General features: G+C 61.6%; 18 protein-coding genes. 3 read left to right on the forward strand and 15 right to left on the reverse strand.

The genetic code is table 11. The annotated features are described in order from the left end of the window. Nucleotides 1-35 precede the first annotated feature (35 nt). Nucleotides 36-1,277: a nucleoside recognition domain-containing protein gene (locus HAQ05_RS16580; RefSeq protein ID WP_190422544.1), complete on the forward strand. Its 1,242-nt coding sequence runs from the start codon at nt 36-38 to the stop codon at nt 1,275-1,277. On the opposite strand, the gene HAQ05_RS16585 is transcribed toward HAQ05_RS16580, so the two are convergent. The 15 genes from HAQ05_RS16585 to HAQ05_RS16655 all read right to left on the reverse strand — a co-directional run bounded on the left by HAQ05_RS16585 (nt 1,247) and on the right by HAQ05_RS16655 (nt 17,902). Further along, entirely contained in the window at nt 1,247-2,323 is a 1,077-nt protein-coding gene (locus tag HAQ05_RS16585; RefSeq protein ID WP_190422546.1) for a DUF5924 family protein, read from the reverse strand. The genes HAQ05_RS16580 and HAQ05_RS16585 overlap by 31 nt on opposite strands. A gap of 67 nt (nt 2,324-2,390) precedes the next feature. Next, on the reverse strand, nt 2,391-3,782 hold the full coding sequence (locus tag HAQ05_RS16590) for a M16 family metallopeptidase (RefSeq protein ID WP_190422547.1): 1,392 nt from the start codon (nt 3,780-3,782) through the stop codon (nt 2,391-2,393). A 77-nt stretch (nt 3,783-3,859) separates the two neighbouring features. Beyond that, nucleotides 3,860-5,509, reverse strand: a complete 1,650-nt coding sequence (locus HAQ05_RS16595; RefSeq protein ID WP_190422548.1) for a Na/Pi cotransporter family protein — start codon at nt 5,507-5,509, stop codon at nt 3,860-3,862. A 153-nt stretch (nt 5,510-5,662) separates the two neighbouring features. Then, nucleotides 5,663-6,394, reverse strand: a complete 732-nt coding sequence (locus tag HAQ05_RS16600; RefSeq protein ID WP_190422549.1) for a TerC family protein — start codon at nt 6,392-6,394, stop codon at nt 5,663-5,665. A gap of 73 nt (nt 6,395-6,467) precedes the next feature. Beyond that, the gene (locus HAQ05_RS16605; RefSeq protein ID WP_190422550.1) at nt 6,468-7,775 is read right to left on the reverse strand and encodes a CitMHS family transporter; all 1,308 of its coding nucleotides are present in this window, start codon (nt 7,773-7,775) and stop codon (nt 6,468-6,470) included. Between the two features lie 313 nt (nt 7,776-8,088). Beyond that, the gene (locus HAQ05_RS16610; protein ID WP_190422551.1) at nt 8,089-10,050 is read right to left on the reverse strand and encodes a DUF7844 domain-containing protein; all 1,962 of its coding nucleotides are present in this window, start codon (nt 10,048-10,050) and stop codon (nt 8,089-8,091) included. Next, nucleotides 10,047-10,367, reverse strand: coding sequence for a DUF2388 domain-containing protein (locus HAQ05_RS16615; RefSeq protein WP_190422552.1), 321 nt, complete (start codon nt 10,365-10,367; stop codon nt 10,047-10,049). Before HAQ05_RS16615 ends, HAQ05_RS16610 begins: the two co-directional genes overlap by 4 nt. A gap of 37 nt (nt 10,368-10,404) precedes the next feature. Then, nucleotides 10,405-10,698, reverse strand: coding sequence for a DUF2388 domain-containing protein (locus HAQ05_RS16620; protein WP_190422554.1), 294 nt, complete (start codon nt 10,696-10,698; stop codon nt 10,405-10,407). Between the two features lie 124 nt (nt 10,699-10,822). Further along, the gene (locus tag HAQ05_RS16625) at nt 10,823-11,146 is read right to left on the reverse strand and encodes a DUF2388 domain-containing protein (protein ID WP_190422556.1); all 324 of its coding nucleotides are present in this window, start codon (nt 11,144-11,146) and stop codon (nt 10,823-10,825) included. A 224-nt stretch (nt 11,147-11,370) separates the two neighbouring features. Further along, the gene (locus HAQ05_RS16630; protein WP_190422558.1) at nt 11,371-11,583 is read right to left on the reverse strand and encodes a DUF1127 domain-containing protein; all 213 of its coding nucleotides are present in this window, start codon (nt 11,581-11,583) and stop codon (nt 11,371-11,373) included. Between the two features lie 319 nt (nt 11,584-11,902). Further along, the gene (locus HAQ05_RS16635; protein ID WP_190422560.1) at nt 11,903-13,396 is read right to left on the reverse strand and encodes an acetyl-CoA hydrolase/transferase family protein; all 1,494 of its coding nucleotides are present in this window, start codon (nt 13,394-13,396) and stop codon (nt 11,903-11,905) included. A gap of 207 nt (nt 13,397-13,603) precedes the next feature. Then, complete coding sequence (locus HAQ05_RS16640) at nt 13,604-15,040, reverse strand: NAD(P)(+) transhydrogenase (Re/Si-specific) subunit beta (RefSeq protein WP_190422562.1); 1,437 nt, start codon at nt 15,038-15,040, stop codon at nt 13,604-13,606. Further along, nucleotides 15,037-15,357, reverse strand: a complete 321-nt coding sequence (locus tag HAQ05_RS16645; protein WP_190422564.1) for an NAD(P) transhydrogenase subunit alpha part 2 — start codon at nt 15,355-15,357, stop codon at nt 15,037-15,039. The genes HAQ05_RS16640 and HAQ05_RS16645 overlap by 4 nt, the downstream gene beginning before the upstream one ends. Before the next feature lie 10 nt (nt 15,358-15,367). Continuing rightward, nucleotides 15,368-16,489 carry a Re/Si-specific NAD(P)(+) transhydrogenase subunit alpha gene (locus tag HAQ05_RS16650; RefSeq protein WP_190422566.1) on the reverse strand — a complete coding sequence of 374 codons (1,122 nt, stop codon included), beginning with the start codon at nt 16,487-16,489 and terminating at the stop codon, nt 15,368-15,370. A gap of 504 nt (nt 16,490-16,993) precedes the next feature. Further along, a complete protein-coding gene (locus HAQ05_RS16655) occupies nt 16,994-17,902 on the reverse strand; it encodes a LysR family transcriptional regulator (protein ID WP_190422568.1) in 909 nt (302 codons plus the stop codon). Nucleotides 17,903-18,047: 145 nt separating this feature from the next. Between HAQ05_RS16655 and HAQ05_RS16660 the strand changes: the two genes are divergently transcribed. Together HAQ05_RS16660 and HAQ05_RS16665 are read left to right on the forward strand one after the other, a co-directional pair. Next, a complete protein-coding gene (locus tag HAQ05_RS16660) occupies nt 18,048-19,229 on the forward strand; it encodes an acyl-CoA dehydrogenase (protein WP_190422570.1) in 1,182 nt (393 codons plus the stop codon). A 27-nt stretch (nt 19,230-19,256) separates the two neighbouring features. Next, nucleotides 19,257-20,477 carry a CaiB/BaiF CoA transferase family protein gene (locus HAQ05_RS16665; protein WP_190422572.1) on the forward strand — a complete coding sequence of 407 codons (1,221 nt, stop codon included), beginning with the start codon at nt 19,257-19,259 and terminating at the stop codon, nt 20,475-20,477. The last annotated feature ends 384 nt before the right edge of the window (nt 20,478-20,861 follow it).

Here is a 20,861-nt window from a genome sequence, read left to right on the forward strand (position 1 = left end):
ATCATCCCCGCCAACGTAAATAACGGGGGTGCTCGATGCTTAATGGCCTATGGCTGGGGTTTTTCCTGGTAGCGGCGGTGTCGGCCCTGGGGCAGTGGCTGGTCGCCGGCAACAGTGGCGTTTTCGCGGCGATGGTCGAAAGCATCTTCGCCATGGCCAAGCTGTCGGTGGAAGTGATGGTGCTGCTGTTCGGCACCCTCACCCTTTGGCTGGGGTTTCTCAAGATCGCCGAAAAAGCCGGCATTGTCGATTGGCTGGCCAAGGTGCTTGGCCCGCTGTTCACCCGCTTGATGCCGGAAGTGCCGCCCGGCCACCCCGCCCTTGGGCTGATCACCCTTAACTTTGCCGCCAACGGCCTGGGCTTGGACAACGCCGCCACGCCCATTGGCCTGAAGGCCATGCGCGCGCTGCAAAGCCTGAACCCCAGCGCCACCGTGGCCAGCAATGCGCAAATCCTTTTTTTGGTGCTTAACGCGTCGTCGTTAACGCTGCTGCCGGTGAGCATCTTCATGTACCGCGCCCAGCAAGGCGCACAAGACCCCACCCTGGTGTTCCTGCCGATATTGCTGGCCACCAGTTGCTCCACCGTGGTGGGCCTGCTCAGCGTGGCGGTGATGCAGCGCCTGCGCTTGTGGGACCGGGTAGTGCTGGCCTACCTGATCCCTGGGGCGGCGTTGCTGGCGGTGTGCATGGCGTTTCTGGCGACCCTTTCGGCGGTTGCGCTGGCGAGCCTGTCGTCGATCCTGGGTAATGTGACGTTGTTCGGGCTGATCGTGCTGTTTTTGCTGGTGGGCGCTTGCAAGCGCGTGCCGGTGTACGAAACCTTCATCGAGGGTGCCAAGGAAGGGTTTGAGGTGGCCAAGAACCTGTTGCCCTACTTGGTCGCCATGCTCTGCGCGGTGGGTGTGCTGCGTGCGTCGGGGGCCCTTGAGCTGCTGCTCGATGGCATTCGCCATGGGGTGCAATGGGTGGGGCTAGACACCCGCTTTGTCGACGCACTGCCCACGGCGTTGGTCAAGCCGTTCTCTGCCAGCGCCGCGCGCGCCCTGCTCATCGAAACCATGCAACACCAAGGTGTGGACAGCTTCCCGGCGCTGGTGGCGGCGACGGTCCAGGGCAGCACTGAAACCACCTTTTATGTGCTGGCGGTGTACTTTGGTGCGGTGGGCATCCAACGCGCGCGCCATGCCGTGGGTTGCGCCCTGCTCGCGGAGTTCGCCGGGGTGGTGGCGGCGATTGTGGTGAGTTACTGGTTCTTCGGCTCGGCCCCGGCTTGATCGCCATTGGCCGCGGCCGCAGATGCCGCTGAGGCATCCGGGGTGATGGTGAACTTGAGTACGCCAATCAACTGGCCGTCTTCGGTTTCTACCCGCACCCGCCACGTACCGCTGGGGGCGGCCGGGAAGTTCTGCTTGCGGGTCCAGGCGCGGTAGCCCTCTTGGCGCCCCCCGTGGATATCGAGGGCAATGCGGTCCATGTCCTTGCCGTTCATTTCCCACACATGATAAATGCGCTCGTCCAGGCCGCGTGGGGCGTTGATCGCGGTGTAGGCGTAAACGCCGCTGCGCGCCTGGGCCACGGTGAGCGTGGTAATGCCTTCGCCGTGGGTGCGGGTTTGGTTGTCCAGGTCTTGGGTAATGGCGTCTTCGGTCATCCACAGGGTCGCTGGCGGTACCCACGTGCGCAGTAGCCAGCCGGCACCACCGGCGGCCAGGGTGGCCGCTACCAGCAGAAGCCCACGGCGCCAGGTATGAATGGGAAAGCTGCTGGCAAGGCTGGGGAACGACAACAACATGGCGGTGCCCAGTGCCAGCTTGAAGCTTTGCGACGTGGTCAGGTGCAGGATAATCGGCAGCGCCGTGAGCATTGCGGCGAACAAGGTCAAGGTGTGCAACGCCAGGAACAGCCAGCGCCGCGGCGCGAGCCAATGGTAATACAGCGGGTCGATGATCGACACCAGCCCAGCCAGGCCCAAGATCCCGGTGAAAACCCATTGGCCGCTGTTCCAACTGGTGGTGATGAAAAAGAACGGCAGCACGAAGAACAGGCTTTCCTGGTGGATCATCTGCGTCAGGTAGCGCAGCACCGAGGCGGGGATATCCCGTTTGAAGTACCGGCTGAACAGTTGGGTAACGGTGTTCTCGACCATCAGCCAGGCCCAACTGACCAGCAGCACGATGGCCACGGGGGTCGCCAGGTGGGCTTGGCGGTCGACCAGGATAAAACTGCCCAGCCCCGAGCAAAAGCCGAACAAGGCCACCACCCCGGGGTAGCGCTTGATCAGGGCGATAATGCGAAAAACGATGGGTGGCAGTGGCTTCATACAGTATTAGGCGGCCAGTAAGAGCGCAGAGGATACCGGGTTGGCTGCGGCGCCGCTCGCCCGCCGGTCATCGGCGCCGGCGGTACAGCCACGCGGCGCCAACCAGCAACAAGGCACCCAATGCCAGCCAGGGGCCCGTGTACAGCGCGGTTTGCAACTGGCCATAGCTCACCAGGGGCTGCTCCACCCGTACATAGCCGGGGTCGGCCAGCATCCGCCGCAGGGCATCGCTGGCGTGTTCGAAGGTCACCCCGCGCAAGGCTGCGGTGGGGTCGGCGAAATGGCCATCTTCGTAGTCGGCCAGCGACTGCCAATAGTAATCGGCCAAGGCACTGTTGCCCTGCACCGCCCAGGCCTGATGGGCAATGGTGGCGCGTTTGAGGCGTTCGAACGTGGGCCGGTCCAGGCCATGCTGGCGCAGGCCTTCGAGCACCTGCGCCATGGCTTGGCGCGCGGCGGATACATCGGCGCGGTCAAGGTCGGCGTTCAGGCTCATCAGCGTGCTTTCGCCAAAACCCTCGTTGGCGCTCCAGGGCCCATACGAAAGGCCGCGCTTGAGGCGCAGTTCATTGTAAAGCAGCCAATCGAAGTAGCTTTGCAGCACATCCCAGGTAGGCGGCGGCACGTTGTCTGGCAAATCCGGCTCGTTGAAGTACCAGTGTAAGGTCGCCGCATCCCCCACCCAGCCGCTGTAAAGGGTACGGTAGCGCGCGGCGGGTTTCGCTTTTAGCGTGGCGGGCGGGTGGTCGCTCGGCTCAACTGGTTCGAGGTCGCCAAAGGCCCGTTCCAGATAAGCGGGCAGCAGTTTGTCGAGGTCGCCGACCACGATCAGTGTCATGTTGTTAGGTGCATACCATTGCCGGCGCAGGTTGTTGACCTGGTCAAGGGTCAGGCCGCTGGGCGAGGCACGGTCAGCGCATTTTAGGCCCATCTCCACCGCTAGCCCCTCGCTGGCGCCGCGGGCCAGGCCCTGGTGGTCCAGCCAGCGCTGCAGGTGTGAATACTGGCCGCCGTCTTCTCGCTCAACGATCTTGCGCGCGGTTTCGAGGGTGGCTTCATCGAACCGGGTTCGGGTGATGATAGCCAACAGCAGGTCCAGCGCCTTGCGCTGGTTGGGCGCCGGTGCTTCGACCACGAAGGTGGTGTCGGTGTCGCTGGTGAAGGCGTTCCACTCCCCGCCCAGTTCCTGCATGCGCCGTTCCAGGCCGGCTTCGCCTTCGGCGTCGAGGCCGCTGAACATGAGGTGTTCGAGCAGGTGCGGCAGCTCTTGGGTGGCGCAGGGGAAATCATCGAAACCCACGCCCACGACCAGGCGGATGGCCACGTGGCCTTTTTCCGTGCTGGGCTTGAGCAGTAATTGCATGCCGTTGGGCAACAGGTAGCCTTCGACTTGCAGGCGATCGGCGGCGGCACCGGGCAGTGACAAGCCGAGCAGGAGAAACAACAGCAAACAACGCATGCGAGCTTCCTTGCTGGAACCGTTAAAGCCTACGCCATGCGTGGCCCAGTTAACAGATTGTACCCCGGCGTGGCGGTTCAAGGCGCCTCATGGGCGGCCTCGGGCAGCAGCGCGCCGGTGTCGGAAGCACCCAGTACGGCGTAAGCACTAGCGCAGAACAGCGAGTTCAAGCGCTTCATATCGGCAATCAACTCCAGGTGCAGCGAGCTGGTTTCCAGGCTTTGCAATACCCCACGCTGCAAGCGGCTCACATGGGTATGGGTCAGCCGGCGTTCCTGGGCGCGGAAGCGGCGTTTTTCCTTGAGCAACTGGCGGGCGCTTTCCGGGTCGGCGCTCAGATACACGTTAAGCCCCAGGCGCAAGTTAGCCATCAGTTGTGTGTGCAGGCCGGCCAGCTCTTCAAGCCCCACTTCGGAGAACGAGCGCCGCTGTGAGGTTTTCTGCTGCTGGACCTTGCGCAGCATTCGCTCGATCAGGTCGCTGGCCAGGTTAAGGTTCACCGCCAACTCGATGGTTTCAGCCCAGCGCTGGCTGTCGCGTTCGCCCAGGTCTTCGCGTGGCATTTTCGCCAGGTACAGCTTTACCGCGCTGTAGAGCGCTTCGGCCTCATCGCCAAGGGCCCGCAATTCTTGGGTTACAGCGGTTTGCTTGCCGCGCAGCACGTTGAGCATTTGCTCAAGCATGTGCTCTACGATGTCACCGATACGCAGGGTTTCCCGGGTGGCGTTGGCCAGGGCCAGGCTGGGGGTGTCGAGCGCTGCCGGGTCCAGATGCTTGGGGCCTTTTTGGCCTTGCGGTTCGGCGCGCGCTTGCAACAGGGCCTTGCACAGCCGCGCCATGGGCCCGGTGGTGGGCAGCAACAGTAGGCAACGCAGCGTGTTGTAGCAAACGTGAAAGCCGATCACCATGGTTTGCGCGTCGTAGTTCAGGGCGTCGATCCAGTGAACCAGGGGGCTGAGCACTGGGATCACCACCAGCAGGCCGATCAACTTGTACAGCAGGCTGCCCAAGGCCACTTGGCGCCCAGGGGTGTTCTGCATGTTGGTCGAGATGAACGCCAGCAGGCCACTGCCGATATTCGCCCCGATGACCAAGCCTATGGCCACCGGCAGGCTGATCACCCCAGCCTCGGCCAAGGTGGCCGTTAGTAGCACAGCGGCCAGGCTCGAATACGACACCATGGCAAACATCGCACCTACCAGCGCGTCGAGCAGAATGTCGCCGGTCAGCGAGGCGAACAGCACCTTCACGCCCTGGGCATGGGTAATGGGTGTGGCGGCTTCTACGATCAGTTGCAATGCGAGGATGATCAACCCCAGCCCAATGCTCACGCGGCCCAGTTGGCCGGCCCGGGTTTGCTTGCGCGAGAGGAAGAAGATGACGCCGAGGAAAATCAGCATCGGCGATAGCCATGACAGGTCCAGGGTCAGCACCCTCGACATCAAGGCCGTACCCACATCGGCACCGAGCATGATGGTCAATGCTGGCACCAGGCCCATCAACCCCTGGCCCACGAACGATGTGGTCAGCATCGCGGTAGCGTTGCTGCTTTGCACCACAGCCGTGACCAAAATACCCGCGATAAAGGCCAGCGGGCGTTTGTTCATGTTTTGCCCGAGCAACCGGCGCAAGGCGGTGCCGTATACACGCAAGATACCGGTACGGACGATGTGCGTACCCCAGATCAATAGGGCCACCGCGGAAAGCAGGTTGAGCAAGGTCAGCATAACTGGCGGCCTCCCTGTTGCTCGCGAAGCGGATGTGCTGAATGGTAGTGCTGTTGTATGGACAACTGCCAGCATGGCACAGCTTCGATTTATTTTGAAATAAAACTGTAGTCACATTTGGGCGGGGGGCCACGGCCCGCGCGGTGCCGTGGGTCAAACCGGCTTTTTTCGTTTGGCCGCTCGGGTGCGCATGCGGATGTTCACCGCCTCGACCGCCAACGAGAACACCATGGCAAAGTAAACGTAGCCCTTGGGCACGTGCACGTCGAATGCATCGGCGATCAATACCGTACCGACCACCAGCAAAAATGAGAGTGCAAGCATCTTCAGCGAAGGGTGCTGATCGATGAACCCGCTAATGGTCCCGGAAGCCAGCATCATCACCAGCACCGCCACCACGATGGCCGCGATCATCACCGGTACATGCGACACCATGCCTACCGCGGTGATGACCGAATCCAGCGAGAACACAATGTCGATGATCGCGATCTGAACGATGGTCAGCCAGAAATTGCCGCCTTTGCCTGTAGGTTGGCCGTCGCCTCCCTCTTCGCCTTCCATGCCGTGGTAGATCTCTTGGGCGCTTTTCCACAACAGAAACAAACCGCCGAAGAACAGGATCAGGTCGCGCCCCGAAATGCCCTGGCCGAAGGCTTCGAACAGGTCGGCCGTAAGGCGCATGATCCAGGTGATCGACAGCAACAGCAAAATACGCGTGACCATGGCCAAGGCGAGGCCGAATAGCCGGGTGCGGGCCTGCATGTGTTTGGGCATGCGGCTGACCAGGATCGAAATCATGATGATGTTATCGATGCCCAGCACGATTTCCAGGGCGGTCAACGTGAAGAAGGCAACCCAGAGTTCGGGGCTCGTCAGCCATTGCATAAGTTGTTCCTGTTACTGAGTAAGGGGCCAGCGCGGGGCGCTGGCGCATAGGTGAGCATGCTGCGCCGTCGTGTCATTGACTGCCCAGCAGGGGGAAAATCCCCATCAGCAACGCGGCGGCTGTGATGCACAGGCATATCAACACTGCCCATTTGAGGGTGAACCGCTGGTGGTCACCGAATTCGATGCCGGCCAGCGCCACCAGCAGATAGGTGGAGGGCACCAGCGGGCTGAGCAAGTGCACCGGTTGGCCGATGATAGAAGCACGGGCCATCTCGACCGGGGTGATGCCGTAATGGGCCGCCGCGTCGGCCAACACCGGCAGCACGCCATAGTAGAAGGCATCGTTGGACATGAAAAAGGTGAAAGGCATGCTCACCAAGGCGGTGATCACGGCCAAGTAAGGCCCCATGTTGTCGGGAATCACCGCAAGCAGGCTCTTGGACATGGCATCGACCATGCCAGTGCCGGCGAGGATGCCGGTGAAGATGCCCGCGGCAAAGATCAGCCCCACCACGGCCAGTACGCTGCCGGCATGGGCGGCGATGCGATCTTTCTGTGCTTGCAGGCAGGGGTAATTGACGATCATCGCGATACTGAAGGCGATCATGAACAGCACCGGCAGGGGCAATAGGCCGTTGATCAACGCCACCATCAGTAACAGCGTCAGGGCCGCGTTGAACCAGATCAGTTTCGGCCGGCGCGCCTCGGGGAACTGCGACACGCTGATTTCGCTGTGCTCGTTGGCAGTGTCGGGCAGCTTGAGTTCGCCCAGGCGCGCCCGTTCGCGTTTGCCGTACCACCAAGCGATGGTAAGGATGCTCACCACCCCCGCGAGCATGGCCGGGATCATCGGCACGAAGATATCGGACGGGTCGACGTGCAGTGCGCTGGCGGCGCGGGCAGTCGGGCCACCCCAAGGGGTCATGTTCATGACGCCGCCGGCGAGGATGATCAGCCCGGCCATCAGCCGCGCATTCATGCCAAGGCGTTGGTACAGCGGCAGCAAGGCGGCGCAGCAGATCATGTAAGTGGTGGCGCCGTCACCGTCCAGCGACACTACCAGGGCCAGCACGGCGGTGCCGACGGATACCTTCAGCGGGTCACCCTGGACCAGTTTCAGGATTTTGCGCACGGCCGGGTCGAACAACCCGGAGTCGATCATCAGCGCGAAATAAAGGATGGCGAACATCAGCATCACCCCGGTGGGGGCGAGTTTGCTGATACCGTCGAGCATCATCGGGCCGATCTTCGTCGCGAAACCACCGAACAGGGCGAACAAAATCGGGATGATGATCAGCGCGATCAGTGCCGAAAGGCGCTGGGTCATGATCAGGAACATAAAGGTGATGACCATGGCGAAGCCAAGGAACGTCAGCATGGCGGTGCTCCAGGGGTGGCGCGCAGCAGGGTCAGCGCGGCGAGCGAGGCGGCTGGAGGGATGGGGCGGCGTTGCGAAGGGCGTGCGAGGGCATCAGGTCACCATTGTTTTTGTTGGGTACCGGTCTGCTGCCGGTAGGTGCGGCTGATATTAGGGGCTTTAGCTTTCGGCAACCTTTCGGCTGCCGGTGTGGTGTTTCAGATGTTCGCATGAGAATGGACGCGTGAATTTTATTGTCGGGCGAGAAGCGGCAACGCAGCGCGCAGCAAAAAGGCGCCGTGAACATTGTGCAGCCAACTTCTGAAACACCGCACTAGGGCAGTATCAAACCGCCGCTGGCTTTATGCAGGTCGCGCAGGTGCTCGCCAATTTGGCGTAGGTTCGCTTCACTGGCTTCGATAGCCTGAGCGCGCTCGGGGGTGAGCAGGGCGCGGATTTCCGTGTCGAGGCTGGCGTTGAGCTGTTGCAGTTTTCGTTGGCGTTGGCTGCTCTCTTGCTGCAGGCGTTGCCATTCGCTCTGCTGTGGCAACCCATAACCGTCGGCACCGAGTAACTCAGCTGGGCGGCTGAGAAAGCCGCTGCCGGCCAGAATAGCCTGCAAGGTGTCGTTGGCGTTGGCCACCCCTGGCTCGTGGGCTTCGCGGGCGCCCAGGTAGCGCTGTTTGACTTCATCCTGGGCCAGCAGCAGTTGCCGGCGAAAGCCCGCCTGTTCCAGTAGCAGCAAGGCCGCGCTGGTGCGTAGGTCGGCTTGGGCAAACCAACGCCGGCGCGCTGGCGCGGGTTGCTCCAGCCAACTTTCCAGGGTGTTCTGCTCGATGGGCAAGTGCTGCTGGAGTACCGCGAACATCGCTTGATAACGATCGTGGTAGGAGTCGAACAAGTAGCCCCGGCGCAGGGCTTGTTTCTTGTCGTTCAACACGCTGCCATCGGCCAGGCCGCGCGCTTCCAGCACCCGCAGCAAACCATTGGGCACGATACTGTCCAAGTCGCCCAGGCGGGCTTGGCCGGTGCCGCTGCGCAGCAATTTCAGTGTTTCCACCGCGCAGTTGTTGGACAAAAAGTAATAGTCGCCGTCGTAGCCCCAATGCATCTCGGCGGCATGGCGTACCAGCGCCTGGATTTGCGTGCGGTCCAGTTTCAATGGAATGGACGCCAGGCCGCGCAGTTCTACCTTGGTGTATTCGTCGATGACCTGGTTCAACGGCAGCACGAACAGGCGCGAAGGGTATTGGCCGTTGAGCCCGCCCCAGGTCGAGAGCTGCACGTCGTTGACGAACGCGCGGTAAGAGAGCACCAGGCTTTGGTCCAGGTCGAGCCGGCAGTCTGGGCCCCGCGGGCGGCCGGGTGCGCAGATTACCAAGCGAAGCATGCTATGGCCCCAGCGGCTGACCCAGTTCTGGTTGGCCTCCGCCAGCAGGTAGTCCACCTCGTAGACCCGTTCCGGGTCGATCTTGCCCAACGGCTCGCGGCCGAAATCGCTGCCGGCGTTCAGGTAGGGCAACTCCCGTGGGCATTGTTCTGCTTGCGGCGGCGCCCAGCCGAAGTGCTGCTTGAGGTACTCATACAGCTCCGGGCGGCGGCAAGGGTAGCTGGGGTCAAGAAGAAAATACTCCATGTTGACCGCAATGAATTCCTTGGGGCTGCTGGTTTCGTAAAGGTCGGGGCTGCGTACCACTTGGCGGTTGCTCAGCTCGCGCTCACCACGCCGGCCCACGGATTGCGGCCAGCCGCCCAGGTCTAGCAGGCGCGGGTCATCGCTGAGGGTATAGCGCCGTTCGGCCTGGCCGCGGCAGGCCTCGGGCAACCCAACGTCACCGAGGGTTTCGGCCTGTTGCCGGCAACGTACGATAAGCCCACGGTCCGCGGTGGACCAAAGCCTGGCGCGGTCGTATAAATGGGTGAGTTCGTGCAATACCGTGGCGAGCAGTTCTTCACGTACGGTGCCATGGGGCCGGCCAGTTTGTTGGGTGGCTGCGCTGCCATCGGTGAGGCTGGGTAGAAAACGCCGGTTGATGTCGAGCGTAGACACCATGCCAGCCTGGCCGTATGCCTGCGGCGGCATGCCGTCGGCCCAGCGCACGCTGACCGTGCGGTCCAGGCGCTGGCGAAAGGCGGGTGGCAGGCGCGCCAGCGCTTCGTCCAGCAGCGCTTGGCTGGCGCTGCGTTGCGGGGCCGACAGGGTGTCGGCTTGCAACGCGAGGCGAAGGTCCGCCTCGGCGGCATGGGCCGCCAGGGCGAAGAGGCAGGCCAGCAGCCAGCCGATCAATACCCTCACAGCGCGAGGATAGCCTCTGCCAGTTGTTGGTCATCGGCTTGGCGAGCCTGCGGCAGGTCCGCGCGCAAAGTCTGCAACGCCGCTTCAAGCTGCACACCACGGTATTCACCGCCGCTGGCGACATAGCTGGCGGCGTCTTCCTTGGCGGCCATGACGATCTTCGAATCACGGATCGAGGTCGTGGTGTCGGAGGTGAAGTCGATCGAGCGGCCGAACGCCCGAACGATGATGTTACTGGTAGCTTCCAATGTACGCGCTTGGGTCGCATCGGCAATGGCAAGCAGGGCGAGGGCGGCAACGATGAGCGTTTTACGCATCGAGGAATATCTCCGGGGTTCAGCAAACAAAAAGTGCCTATTGGACGAGGATCGCTTCGGCCAGTTCAAGGTCGGCTGCATGAAGCTGCGGTTGGGTATGGCGTAGGTAGGCCAGCGCTGCGTCGAGGCGGGCGCCGCGGATTTGGCCATTGCTGGCCACGAAGGCGGCGGCGTCATCTTGGGCGCCCAGCACCAGTTTGCGTTCGAACGGCGTGGTGGTCAGCTTGCTGGTGACATAGCCGGCGATCACGCTGCCCTGGGTAGTGCTGTCGAAGGCGTGGGCATTGCCCGCGCCACCCATTAACAGGGCCAAAAAAAGAGTTTTTCGCATCTATCAGGTAAGCATAAGGATAACCCGCTAAAGGCTAACGGAACGGCCTGGGCGGGGCCAGCCCGAAACCTGGGCTAGGAAACAAAATGTACAAAGTTTCATAGCGGTAGCCCGTGCATGGCTGCTACTCGGTGGCCACCAAAATCGCCTGGGCCAATTCGCTGTCCGTCGCATGCTGTAGCGGCTGTTGCTGGTGCAGGAAGGCCAGCGCGCTTTCCAGGCGCGCACCACGAATGGCGCCCGCGCTGGCGACGAAGCTGGCCGCATCTTCACGGGCCTGGCGAACGATTTTGTGGTCGCGCAGCGACGAGGTGGCGTCGGACGTGGCATTGGTGCTGGCATTTACGGCGCGCACCACCGCGTCGGTGGTCACAATGAAGCTCGACGCAGAGGCGCCACAGCAAAGGGAAATCAGCAATGCGCCGGCGGCGATTTGGGCAGCGTTCATCACAGGGCCTCAAGGAAGCGGAAAGAACCTATTAGAGCGGTTCTAGCGCCGTGGCGCCAGCTATAGCGCCCATGAATAGCGCTGCATCAGGAACTGTGCCGGTAATGGCTCGGTTTTGGAAAACTGTTTTTCCTGCCTAACTCATTGAATCCAAATAAAAAACCCGCCCAGTTTCTTGGGCGGGTTTTATTTGGCCATGGGGCAAGCGGCCCCACCGGCACGGCTCAGCGCCAGAAAGGCTTGCTCAGCTCTTCGTAACGCTGTGCTTCGCTGATGCCGGCATCGGCCAGCAGGCGGGCATCCAGGCGAGCCAACTGGTGGCGGCTGGCGATGCGGCGCTGCCACAGGCTCAGGCTGGCCAGCGTGCGCAGTACCACAGACGAAGGCTGGGCAGTAGGGTTGTTGAATTGCAGATCGGAACTGAGGGTACGTTCCATGGTGAGCATCCTTCCGCTTGTGGCGGGACTAAGTGTGGTTTGAACTTGGAGCAAATGATGCGCCTCACTGTGCCCCCGCTAAAGGCACAGTTGAGCATTATTGTGGTCACTCAGTTATCTGTTATGGCGGCCTGTTGTGGTTGTTTTGGGGCAAACTGTACTGGTTAGTACCAAAATGGTGCGTTTTGGCAAAAAGTGGCCAGGCGCTAGCGGCGGGGCGGCGCTTTTTTAGCGGTACAGAAGAACAGTTTTATAAATTTTGGCCGGTGGCAGGCAAACTGTTCCTGCGCTAGGCAAAAACAGTACCCTCGGCGCTCGTTCAAAGGGCAACCATGTGCCCGGTTTCCTCGGCGTTGATGTGCCAGAGCAGTGCATCCCGCAGCACATGGGGTGTGTGGCCACCGCGTGCACAGGCCCGCTCGAAGTAGTCGTTCAGGGCCGCCCGGTAGCTGGGGTGCACGCAGTGGTCGATAACCTGCCGGGCGCGTTCCCTAGGGGCCAGGCCGCGCAAGTCCGCCAGCCCTTGCTCGGTCACCAGGATATCCACGTCGTGTTCGGTGTGGTCTACATGGCTGACCATAGGCACCACGCTGGACAATGCGCCCGCCTTGGCGATGGACTTGGTCACGAAGATTGCCAAGTGGGCGTTGCGGGCGAAGTCCCCAGAGCCGCCGATGCCGTTCATCATCCGGGTGCCGCCCACGTGGGTAGAGTTCACGTTGCCGTAGATGTCGAACTCCAGGGCGGTATTGATGGCGATGATCCCAAGCCTGCGAATCACCTCGGGGTGATTGGAAATTTCCTGCGGGCGCAGCACCAGCCTGGATTTGTATCGGTTGAAGTCGGCGAATACCTGCGCATGCTTGCGTGCCGAAAGGGTCATCGAGCTGCCGGAGGCGAATGCCAACTTGCCGGCGTCGAACAAATCGAAAGTCGAGTCTTGCAGCACCTCGGAATACATCGTGAGGTTTTCGAACGGTGACTGCAGCAGCCCATGCATCACCGCATTGGCGATGGTGCCGATGCCAGCCTGCAGTGGCATCAGTTCGCGGGTCAAGCGGCCGTGAGCAACTTCGTCGGCGAAAAACCTGACCAGGTGGCTGGCGATGGCCTGGGTCTCTTCATCCGGCGGCAATACGGTAGAGGGTGAATCCGGTTGCTGGCTGATCACGATGCCGGCGATTTTGCCCGGGTCGATGGGGATGGCCGTGCTGCCAATGCGGCTGTCGGCACGCACTACCGGGATCGGCTGGCGGGTAGGGCGGTAGGTGGGAATATAAATATCATGGAGGCCTTCGAGCGCCAGCGGCTGAGAAAGGTTGATCTCGACGATTACGTGCTTGGCGAGGATGGCGAAGCTGGCGGAGTTACCGACCGAGGTGGTGGGCACGATATGACCATGCTCGGTGATGGCCACCGCTTCGATCACGGCGATGTCCACGGCCTTGATCTGATGGTTGCGCAGTTGCTCGACGGTTTCGGATAAGTGCTGGTCAATGAACATCACGCTGCCGTCGTTGATGGCCTTGCGCAATGTGCTATCGACCTGGAACGGCATGCGCCGGGCCAGCACGCCGGCCTCGGTGAGCTGCTTATCCAGGTCGTTGCCCAGGCTTGCGCCGGTCATCAAACTGATCTTCAGCGGCCGGGCCTTGGCCCGCTCGGCCAGCGCCTGCGGCACGGCCTTGGCTTCCCCGGCGCGGGTGAAGCCACTCATGCCGACGGTCATGCCATCGTGGATCAGGGCGGCGGCGGCTGCCGCGGTCATTACCTTGTTGTGCAAGGCAGGCATGCGAATGCGGTCACGGTACATGATTGTTATCTCGAAGCGACGGTAGCAAGGTGCGAAGTCTATTGCTTCGCGAGGCGCTACGTCCCGCTACCAAGGTCGTAGGCGAAGGCTTTAAAACGGGGCTTTTACGGTAAAACACTTTTGCAGCCTATGAAAAAGGCCGGCCTTGGGGGCCCTGACGCAGCACGCCCCACCTGGCGACCAGGTGGGGCGTTGAAGGCGGGGCCGTTATTCGACCGCTTTGACCATGTCCTCGATAACCTTTTTAGCGTCGCCAAACACCATCATGGTTTTGTCGAGGTAGAACAACTCGTTGTCCAGGCCCGCATAACCGCTGGCCATCGAGCGCTTGTTGACGATGATCGTCTTGGCTTTGAAGGCCTCGAGGATGGGCATGCCCGCGATCGGCGAACTCGGGTCGTTCTTCGCCGCCGGGTTGACCACGTCGTTGGCACCGAGCACCAACACCACGTCGGCTTGGCCGAACTCTGCGTTGATGTCTTCCATCTCGAACACTTGGTCATACGGCACTTCGGCTTCGGCCAGTAGCACGTTCATGTGCCCAGGCATGCGGCCAGCCACCGGGTGGATGGCGTATTTCACCGTGACCCCGGCATGGCTGAGTTTCTCCGTCAGCTCTTTCAGCGCGTGCTGCGCGCGGGCGACGGCCAGGCCATAGCCGGGCACGATGATCACGCTGTCGGCGTTGCTCAGCAGGAACGAGGCGTCGTCTGGTGAGCCCGACCGCACGGGCCGCTGTTCGGCCGTGCCGCCGCTGCTGATGGTTTGGGTGGCACCGCCGAAGCCGCCAAGGATCACGTTGAAGAACGAACGGTTCATCGCCTTGCACATGATGTAAGAAAGGATGGCGCCGGAAGACCCCACCAGCGAACCGGCGACGATCAGCATCGCGTTATTCAGTGAGAAGCCGATGCCCGCGGCAGCCCAACCTGAATAACTGTTGAGCATGGATACCACCACCGGCATATCGGCACCGCCGATGGGGATGATGATCAGTAACCCGAGCACGAAGGCCAGCGCCAGCATCACTGCAAAGGCCAGGTAATTACCGCTGAGCACGAACGTAACGCCCAAGCCGAGCATCACCAGGCCCAGCAGCAGGTTGAGCAGGTGCTGGCCGGCAAACCTCACGGGGGTGCCCTGGAACCAGCGGAACCGGTACTTGCCGGACAACTTGCCGAAGGCAATGACAGAGCCGGAAAAGGTGATGGCGCCAATCGCCGCGCCGAGGAACAGCTCCAGGCGGTTGCCGGGCGGGATGGCATCACCCAATTGTGCGACGATGCCCAATGACTGTGGCTCGGCCACGGCGGCGATGGCAATGAACACCGCTGCCAAGCCGATCATGCTGTGCATGAACGCGACGAGTTCGGGCATCTTGGTCATTTCTACCCGTTTGGCCATGACCGAGCCGGCGGTGCCACCCACCAGCAGGGCAGCGATCACGTAGCCGAGGCCAGCGGGCGCCAGTTCGGCCCCGAGCTTGAAGATCAACACCACGGTGGTGAGCACGGCGATCGCCATGCCCGCCATGCCGAACAGGTTGCCACGCCGCGAGCTGGTAGGGTGGGAAAGGCCCTTGAGCGCCTGGATGAAGCAAACCGAGGCAACGAGGTAAAACAGGGTAACCAGGTTCATGCTCATGGCTTGTTGCCCTCGGTTTTTTTGTCTTTTTTCTTGAACATTTCGAGCATGCGGCGGGTAACCAGAAAGCCGCCGAATACGTTGACCGCCGCCAGCGCAACGGCCAGCACGCCCATGGCCTTGCCCAAGGGCGTCACGGTCAGGGCCGCGGCCAGCATGGCGCCGACGATCACGATCGCGGAAATGGCATTGGTCACGGCCATCAGCGGGGTGTGCAGTGCCGGGGTGACGTTCCACACCACGTGGTAACCCACATAGATCGCCAATACGAAAATGATCAGGTTGTAAATGCCGTGAGAAATCAGCATGTCTTCCATGGCGAGCTCCTTATCCGTTTTTGCGCACGACTTCCCCGCCGCGGCACATCAGGCACGCGGCGACGATATCGTCATCGAGGTTGATGGTCAGGATGCCTTGCGCGTCGAACAGCAACCGGGTGAAGTCGAGCAGGTTGCGCGCATACAGCGCCGACGCATCGGCAGGCACTTGGGTGGGAAGGTTGCTGGGGCCCACCAGGGTCACGCCGTGGGCCACCACCACTTGGTCGGCCACGGTGAGCGGGCAGTTGCCGCCTTGCGCGGCGGCCAAGTCGATCACCACGGCGCCGGGCTTCATCTGGGCCACGGTCTCGGCGCTGAGCAACGTCGGTGCCTTGCGCCCGGGAATCAACGCGGTGGTGATCACGATATCGGCCTGCTTGGCCCGCTCATGCACGGCTTGGGCCTGGCGCTGCATCCAACTGGCCGGCATCGGGCGGGCGTAACCGCCCACGCCTTCGGCGCATTCGCGCTCCTCATCGGTTTCGAAGGGCACGTCGATAAACTTGGCGCCCAGCGACTCGATCTGCTCCTTCACCGCCGGGCGTACATCCGAGGCTTCGATCACCGCGCCCAGGCGCTTGGCGGTGGCGATGGCTTGCAGGCCGGCTACGCCCGCGCCGAGTACCAGCACCCGGGCGGCCTTCACCGTGCCGGCGGCGGTCATCAACATAGGCATGAAGCGCGGGTAGTGGTGGGCGGCCAGCAGCACCGCTTTGTACCCGGCAATGTTCGCCTGCGACGACAACACATCCAGGCTCTGTGCCCGCGACGTGCGTGGCGCGGCCTCCAGTGCGAAGGCGCTAATACCTTGGGCCGCCATGCGCGCGATCGTGGCGTTGTCGAAGGGGTTGAGCATGCCGAGCAATACGCTGCCGGGGGCCATGCCCGCCAATTCCGCCTCGCTCGGTGCCAGCACCTTCAGCACCAACTCGGCGCCAAAAGCCTCGGCTGCGGTGCCCATGCTGGCCCCGGCACTTTCGAAAGCGGCATCTGGAATGCTGGCGGCTACCCCCGCGCCCCGTTCGACGGTCACGCGGTGGCCCTGGCCGATCAGCTTCTTAATGGTTTCAGGGGTGGCAGCAACCCGCGTTTCACCGGGGTGCGTTTCGAGCGGAACACCTATGTGCACGTGTGGTTCTCCTGCGAACGTTATTATCATGCGGCCAGCGCACTACCGGCGTTGCGGTGGTTGTGGCCATAGGCACGGTACGAACTGTATTTGTGCGGGGTGATGGTGCATTGAAACAGGGCGATGAAGTATCGGCGTGCTCATTAACAGCCGGTAAAAGCCGGATGCGAGCGCAGGCCGTATGTTCGCCTTTTTCTCGGGTCTCACGTCGCTCAAAATAATGCGTACGGTGCGGGGCGCTGTGCGTTTGTTTCATTGTGCAAATTAACATTGGACGTGGCAATAAATGATTGCTCTAAAAAGAATCAGGAGGTGCGTGAAGTTGTCGTACCACTTGCCTAACTTATTGTTTTTAAGGAGATATTATTAGGTTTTTATTTTTTGACTCAGGGTCTTAGCCACGCATCTATTTGGCGATTTTTGAAAGAAAGTTATAGCTGCCATTCTGCGGCGGAATTCAAGGGGTTATGGCAGATATTCCACGCGGTTATTCCTGGGTGAAAGTTACGGCTGCGGGGCCTTGTTTGAATAGGCATGTGCGCAACTCGTTAACCATTGGCTGAAGCCTTTCAGTGCGGCGGATTCAACTTTCCGTTCCGGCATTACCAAGTAATAGGCGTTGTCGCTATTCAAGGGTTGCGGGTGAGCGATGGCCAGTTCGCCCCGTGCCAACTCCTGGGCGATCAAGAACGGCGGTATCAGCGCGATGCCCATGTCATGGCGGGCCGCTTGGGCAAGCATGGAAAACAATTCATAGCGCGGCCCGGTCATGTCGCGTGGCACGTGCAGGCCACAGGCGCTAAACCACTGCCGCCAGGCATGCGGGCGGGTGGTTTGTTGCAGCAGCGGCAGGCTGGCGATTCGCTCGGCGCTCAATGGGCCGGCGTGGCCCAGTAGGGCCGGGCTGCACACGGGCACCGGGTTTTCGCCCATCAACCGCTGGGCACGGGCCCCAGGCCAATCGCCGTCACCGAAGTACACCGCCGCGTCGAAGGCCGTGTCGGCGAACAAAAAGGGCCGGGTGCGGTTGGTCAAGTTGACCAGCACTTGGGGCATTGCCCGTTGGAAGTCTTTTAGCCGGGGCAGCAACCACCGCGTGCCAAAGGTAGGCACCACCGCCAGTTCGATGCTGTTGGCACCGCCCTGGCCCATGAGCGACAGGGTGTCGCGCTCCACCGCATCGAGCTGCGCGCTGACCTGCCGGCTATAGGCAAGCCCGGCGTCGGTGAGCCGCACGCCACGGTGCGAGCGCCGGAACAGCGCCACGCCGAGAAAACCTTCTAACGCTGCGATTTGCCGGCACACGGCCCCCTGGGTCAGGGACAAGTCTTGTGCCGCTTTGGTAAAGCTCTCGTGCCGGGCCGCCGCTTCGAAACAGATCAACGCCGTGGTGCTGGGGACTTTTCTACGCATGGGGCAACCTGCCAACGAACCGCTCACCTGCTGTTGTCGCGTTTTCGGAGTGAGAAAGCAACACAACCCCGTGCATTTTGCTCGTTTGTGCTGCAGCGTGCGCTTCACTAGGCTTGGGTAAAAACAATGCCCAAGAGGTTCGCCCATGGCCGCCAACACTCGCTTCAACTGGATCGATCCACTGCTGTTGGACCAACAGCTCAGCGAAGAGGAACGCTTGGTGCGTAACAGCACCGCGAAGTTTGCCGAAGCGCACCTGGCGCCGCGGGTGCTCGAAGCGTTCCGCCATGAGAAGGCCGACCCGGCGATTTTTCGTGAGATGGGCGCTGCGGGGTTATTGGGCGCTACCCTTCCGGAGCAGTATGGCGGCAGCGGCCTGAGCGCTGTGTGTTATGGCCTGATCGCCCGCGAAGTCGAGCGGGTGGATTCCGGCTACCGCTCGATGATGAGTGTGCAATCTTCACTTGTGATGGTGCCGATCCACGAGTTCGGTAGCGAAGCGCAAAAGCAAAAATACCTGCCCAAGCTTGCCAGCGGCGAGTGGGTTGGCTGCTTTGGGCTCACCGAGCCGAACCATGGCTCCGACCCGGGCTCGATGGCCAGCCGTGCTAAGCCGGTAGCCGGCGGCTACCGCTTGAGCGGCAGCAAAATGTGGATTACCAACAGCCCCATTGCCGATGTGTTCGTGGTGTGGGCCAAGGATGACACTGGCGACATCCGCGGTTTCATTCTTGAAAAGGGCTGGCAAGGGCTGAGCGCACCGGCCATACACGGCAAGGTGGGGTTGCGCGCATCGGTTACGGGCGAAGTGGTGATGGACAACGTGTTCGTTCCAGAAGAAAACGCCTTCCCGGAGGTGCGCGGCCTCAAGGGGCCCTTTACCTGCCTGAACTCAGCGCGTTACGGCATCGCTTGGGGCGCGCTGGGTGCGGCGGAGTTTTGCTGGCATACGGCGCGCCAATACACCCTTGACCGCCACCAATTCAACCGGCCACTGGCGGCTAACCAGTTGGTGCAAAAGAAGTTGGCCGACATGCAGACCGAGATTACGCTGGCCCTGCAGGGCTGCTTGCGCTTAGGGCGGATGAAGGACGAGGGCACGGCGGCGGTTGAGATCACCTCGATGATGAAGCGTAATTCGTGCGGCAAGGCCCTGGATATCGCCCGAATGGCGCGGGACATGCTGGGGGGTAACGGTATCAGCGACGAGTTCGGCGTGGCCCGGCATTTGGTGAACTTGGAAGTGGTGAACACCTATGAGGGTACCCACGATGTTCATGCGTTGATCCTGGGGCGTGCGCAAACCGGCATCCAGGCGTTTTTTTAATCACTACAATAAGAAGAGGGTGCGGCGATGGGGGCATTGTCTGGCGTGCGCGTGCTGGATATGTCGCGGGTGCTGGCTGGCCCTTGGGCTGGGCAAGTGCTGGGCGACCTGGGCGCCGAAGTGATCAAGGTGGAAAAACCCGGCAGCGGGGACGATACCCGTGCCTGGGGCCCGCCTTATTTAAAGGATGCCGCCGGGAACAGCACCGGCGAGGCCGCCTATTACCTGGCGGCCAACCGCAATAAACAGTCGGTCACCATCGACTTCACGCTGCCAGAGGGGCAACGTCTGATCAGGGAGCTTGCGGCGCAATCCGATGTGTTGATCGAGAACTTCAAGGTGGGTGGGCTGGCGGCCTATGGGTTGGACTACGCCTCGCTGCGGGCAGTGAACCCTCGGCTTATCTATTGTTCGATCACCGGCTTCGGCCAGTTCGGCCCCTATGCCAAGCGTGCCGGCTACGATTTCATGGTGCAAGGGCTCGGCGGCCTTATGAGCCTGACCGGCCGTGCCGACGATGAAGCCGGGGCGGGGCCGGTAAAGGTCGGCGTGGCGCTGACCGACATCCTCACCGGCCTTTATGCGAGCGTGGCGGTGCTGGCTGCATTGAACAGCCGCCACCACAATGGTGAAGGCCAGCACATCGATATGGCGTTATTGGATGTTCAAGTGGCGTGCCTGGCCAACCAGGCGATGAACTACCTCACCACCGGGGTGGCGCCGCGCCGCCTGGGCAATGCTCACCCCAATGTCGTGCCGTATCAGGATTTCCCGACCGCCGATGGCGACATTATTCTTACCGTGGGCAACGACAGCCAGTTTCGCAAATTCTGCGAGGTGGCGGGGCACCCCGAGTGGGCCGCCGATGCGCGGTTTTCCAGCAACGCGGCGCGGGTGGCCCACCGGGAGGTGCTGGTGCCGCTGATCCGCCAGGCCACGGTGTTTCGTACCAGCGCCGAATGGCTCCAGGCGTTGGAGCCGGTGGGTGTGCCATGCGGGCCGATCAACGATGTGCAGCAAGTGTTCAACGACCCCCAGGTGCAAGCGCGTGGGCTGGTGGTGACGCTGGAGCACGCGCTGGCCGGAACGCTGCCCCAGGTGGCAAGCCCTTTGCGCCTCTCCCAAACACCGGTTGAATACCGCCAGGCGCCGCCGTTGTTGGGGGAACATACCGCCCAGGTGCTGGCCCAACTCTTAGGGTTGGGGGCTGATGAACAAAAGGGCCTGAAGGCGAGTGGCGTTATTTGACACCTTTTTGAATTTAACGGTTGACGCTAGGTTCCAACCCCCTATAATGCGCACCACTTCCAGCGACAACGGAACACGAAACACTTTGTTTATCAAGGGGTTAGGGTTTTCGGAATGCGGGAAGTGGTTTCAGTCCCCGGATTGAATGCGGTGAAAAAGGTGGTTGACAGCCGGTGTTAAGGCTGTAGAATTCGCCTCCCGCTTCGAGAGGTCTGAGGCGTGTCAAGTGGTTGAAGTTGAACGGTTTCTTCGAAAAGCTTCTGAATATTCCGCTTGACAGCAAGAGAGGTTAGCGTAGAATGCGCGCCTCGGTTGAAGCGAAGGCTCAACCCACCGCTCTTTAACAACTGAATCAAGCAATTCGTGTGGGTGCTTGTGAGTTGG

The sequence above is a fragment of the Pseudomonas typographi genome (genome assembly GCF_014694385.1).
In the GTDB taxonomy this organism is placed as follows: domain Bacteria; phylum Pseudomonadota; class Gammaproteobacteria; order Pseudomonadales; family Pseudomonadaceae; genus Aquipseudomonas; species Aquipseudomonas typographi.

Excerpts from the sequence above, each read along its gene's own strand:
- HAQ05_RS16640 (WP_190422562.1), bottom strand. The coding sequence starts at position 15,040 with ATGAGCATGAACCTGGTTACCCTGTTTTACCTCGTTGCCTCGGTTTGC.
- HAQ05_RS16645 (WP_190422564.1), bottom strand. The coding sequence starts at position 15,357 with ATGGAAGACATGCTGATTTCTCACGGCATTTACAACCTGATCATTTTC.
- HAQ05_RS16585 (WP_190422546.1), bottom strand. The coding sequence starts at position 2,323 with ATGAAGCCACTGCCACCCATCGTTTTTCGCATTATCGCCCTGATCAAG.
- HAQ05_RS16580 (WP_190422544.1), top strand. The coding sequence starts at position 36 with ATGCTTAATGGCCTATGGCTGGGGTTTTTCCTGGTAGCGGCGGTGTCG.
- HAQ05_RS16655 (WP_190422568.1), bottom strand. The coding sequence starts at position 17,902 with ATGCGTAGAAAAGTCCCCAGCACCACGGCGTTGATCTGTTTCGAAGCG.
- HAQ05_RS16595 (WP_190422548.1), bottom strand. The coding sequence starts at position 5,509 with ATGCTGACCTTGCTCAACCTGCTTTCCGCGGTGGCCCTATTGATCTGG.
- HAQ05_RS16590 (WP_190422547.1), bottom strand. The coding sequence starts at position 3,782 with ATGCGTTGTTTGCTGTTGTTTCTCCTGCTCGGCTTGTCACTGCCCGGT.
- HAQ05_RS16635 (WP_190422560.1), bottom strand. The coding sequence starts at position 13,396 with ATGTACCGTGACCGCATTCGCATGCCTGCCTTGCACAACAAGGTAATG.
- HAQ05_RS16660 (WP_190422570.1), top strand. The coding sequence starts at position 18,048 with ATGGCCGCCAACACTCGCTTCAACTGGATCGATCCACTGCTGTTGGAC.
- HAQ05_RS16625 (WP_190422556.1), bottom strand. The coding sequence starts at position 11,146 with ATGAACGCTGCCCAAATCGCCGCCGGCGCATTGCTGATTTCCCTTTGC.
- HAQ05_RS16615 (WP_190422552.1), bottom strand. The coding sequence starts at position 10,367 with ATGCGTAAAACGCTCATCGTTGCCGCCCTCGCCCTGCTTGCCATTGCC.
- HAQ05_RS16620 (WP_190422554.1), bottom strand. The coding sequence starts at position 10,698 with ATGCGAAAAACTCTTTTTTTGGCCCTGTTAATGGGTGGCGCGGGCAAT.
- HAQ05_RS16600 (WP_190422549.1), bottom strand. The coding sequence starts at position 6,394 with ATGCAATGGCTGACGAGCCCCGAACTCTGGGTTGCCTTCTTCACGTTG.
- HAQ05_RS16665 (WP_190422572.1), top strand. The coding sequence starts at position 19,257 with ATGGGGGCATTGTCTGGCGTGCGCGTGCTGGATATGTCGCGGGTGCTG.
- HAQ05_RS16605 (WP_190422550.1), bottom strand. The coding sequence starts at position 7,775 with ATGCTGACGTTCCTTGGCTTCGCCATGGTCATCACCTTTATGTTCCTG.
- HAQ05_RS16630 (WP_190422558.1), bottom strand. The coding sequence starts at position 11,583 with ATGGAACGTACCCTCAGTTCCGATCTGCAATTCAACAACCCTACTGCC.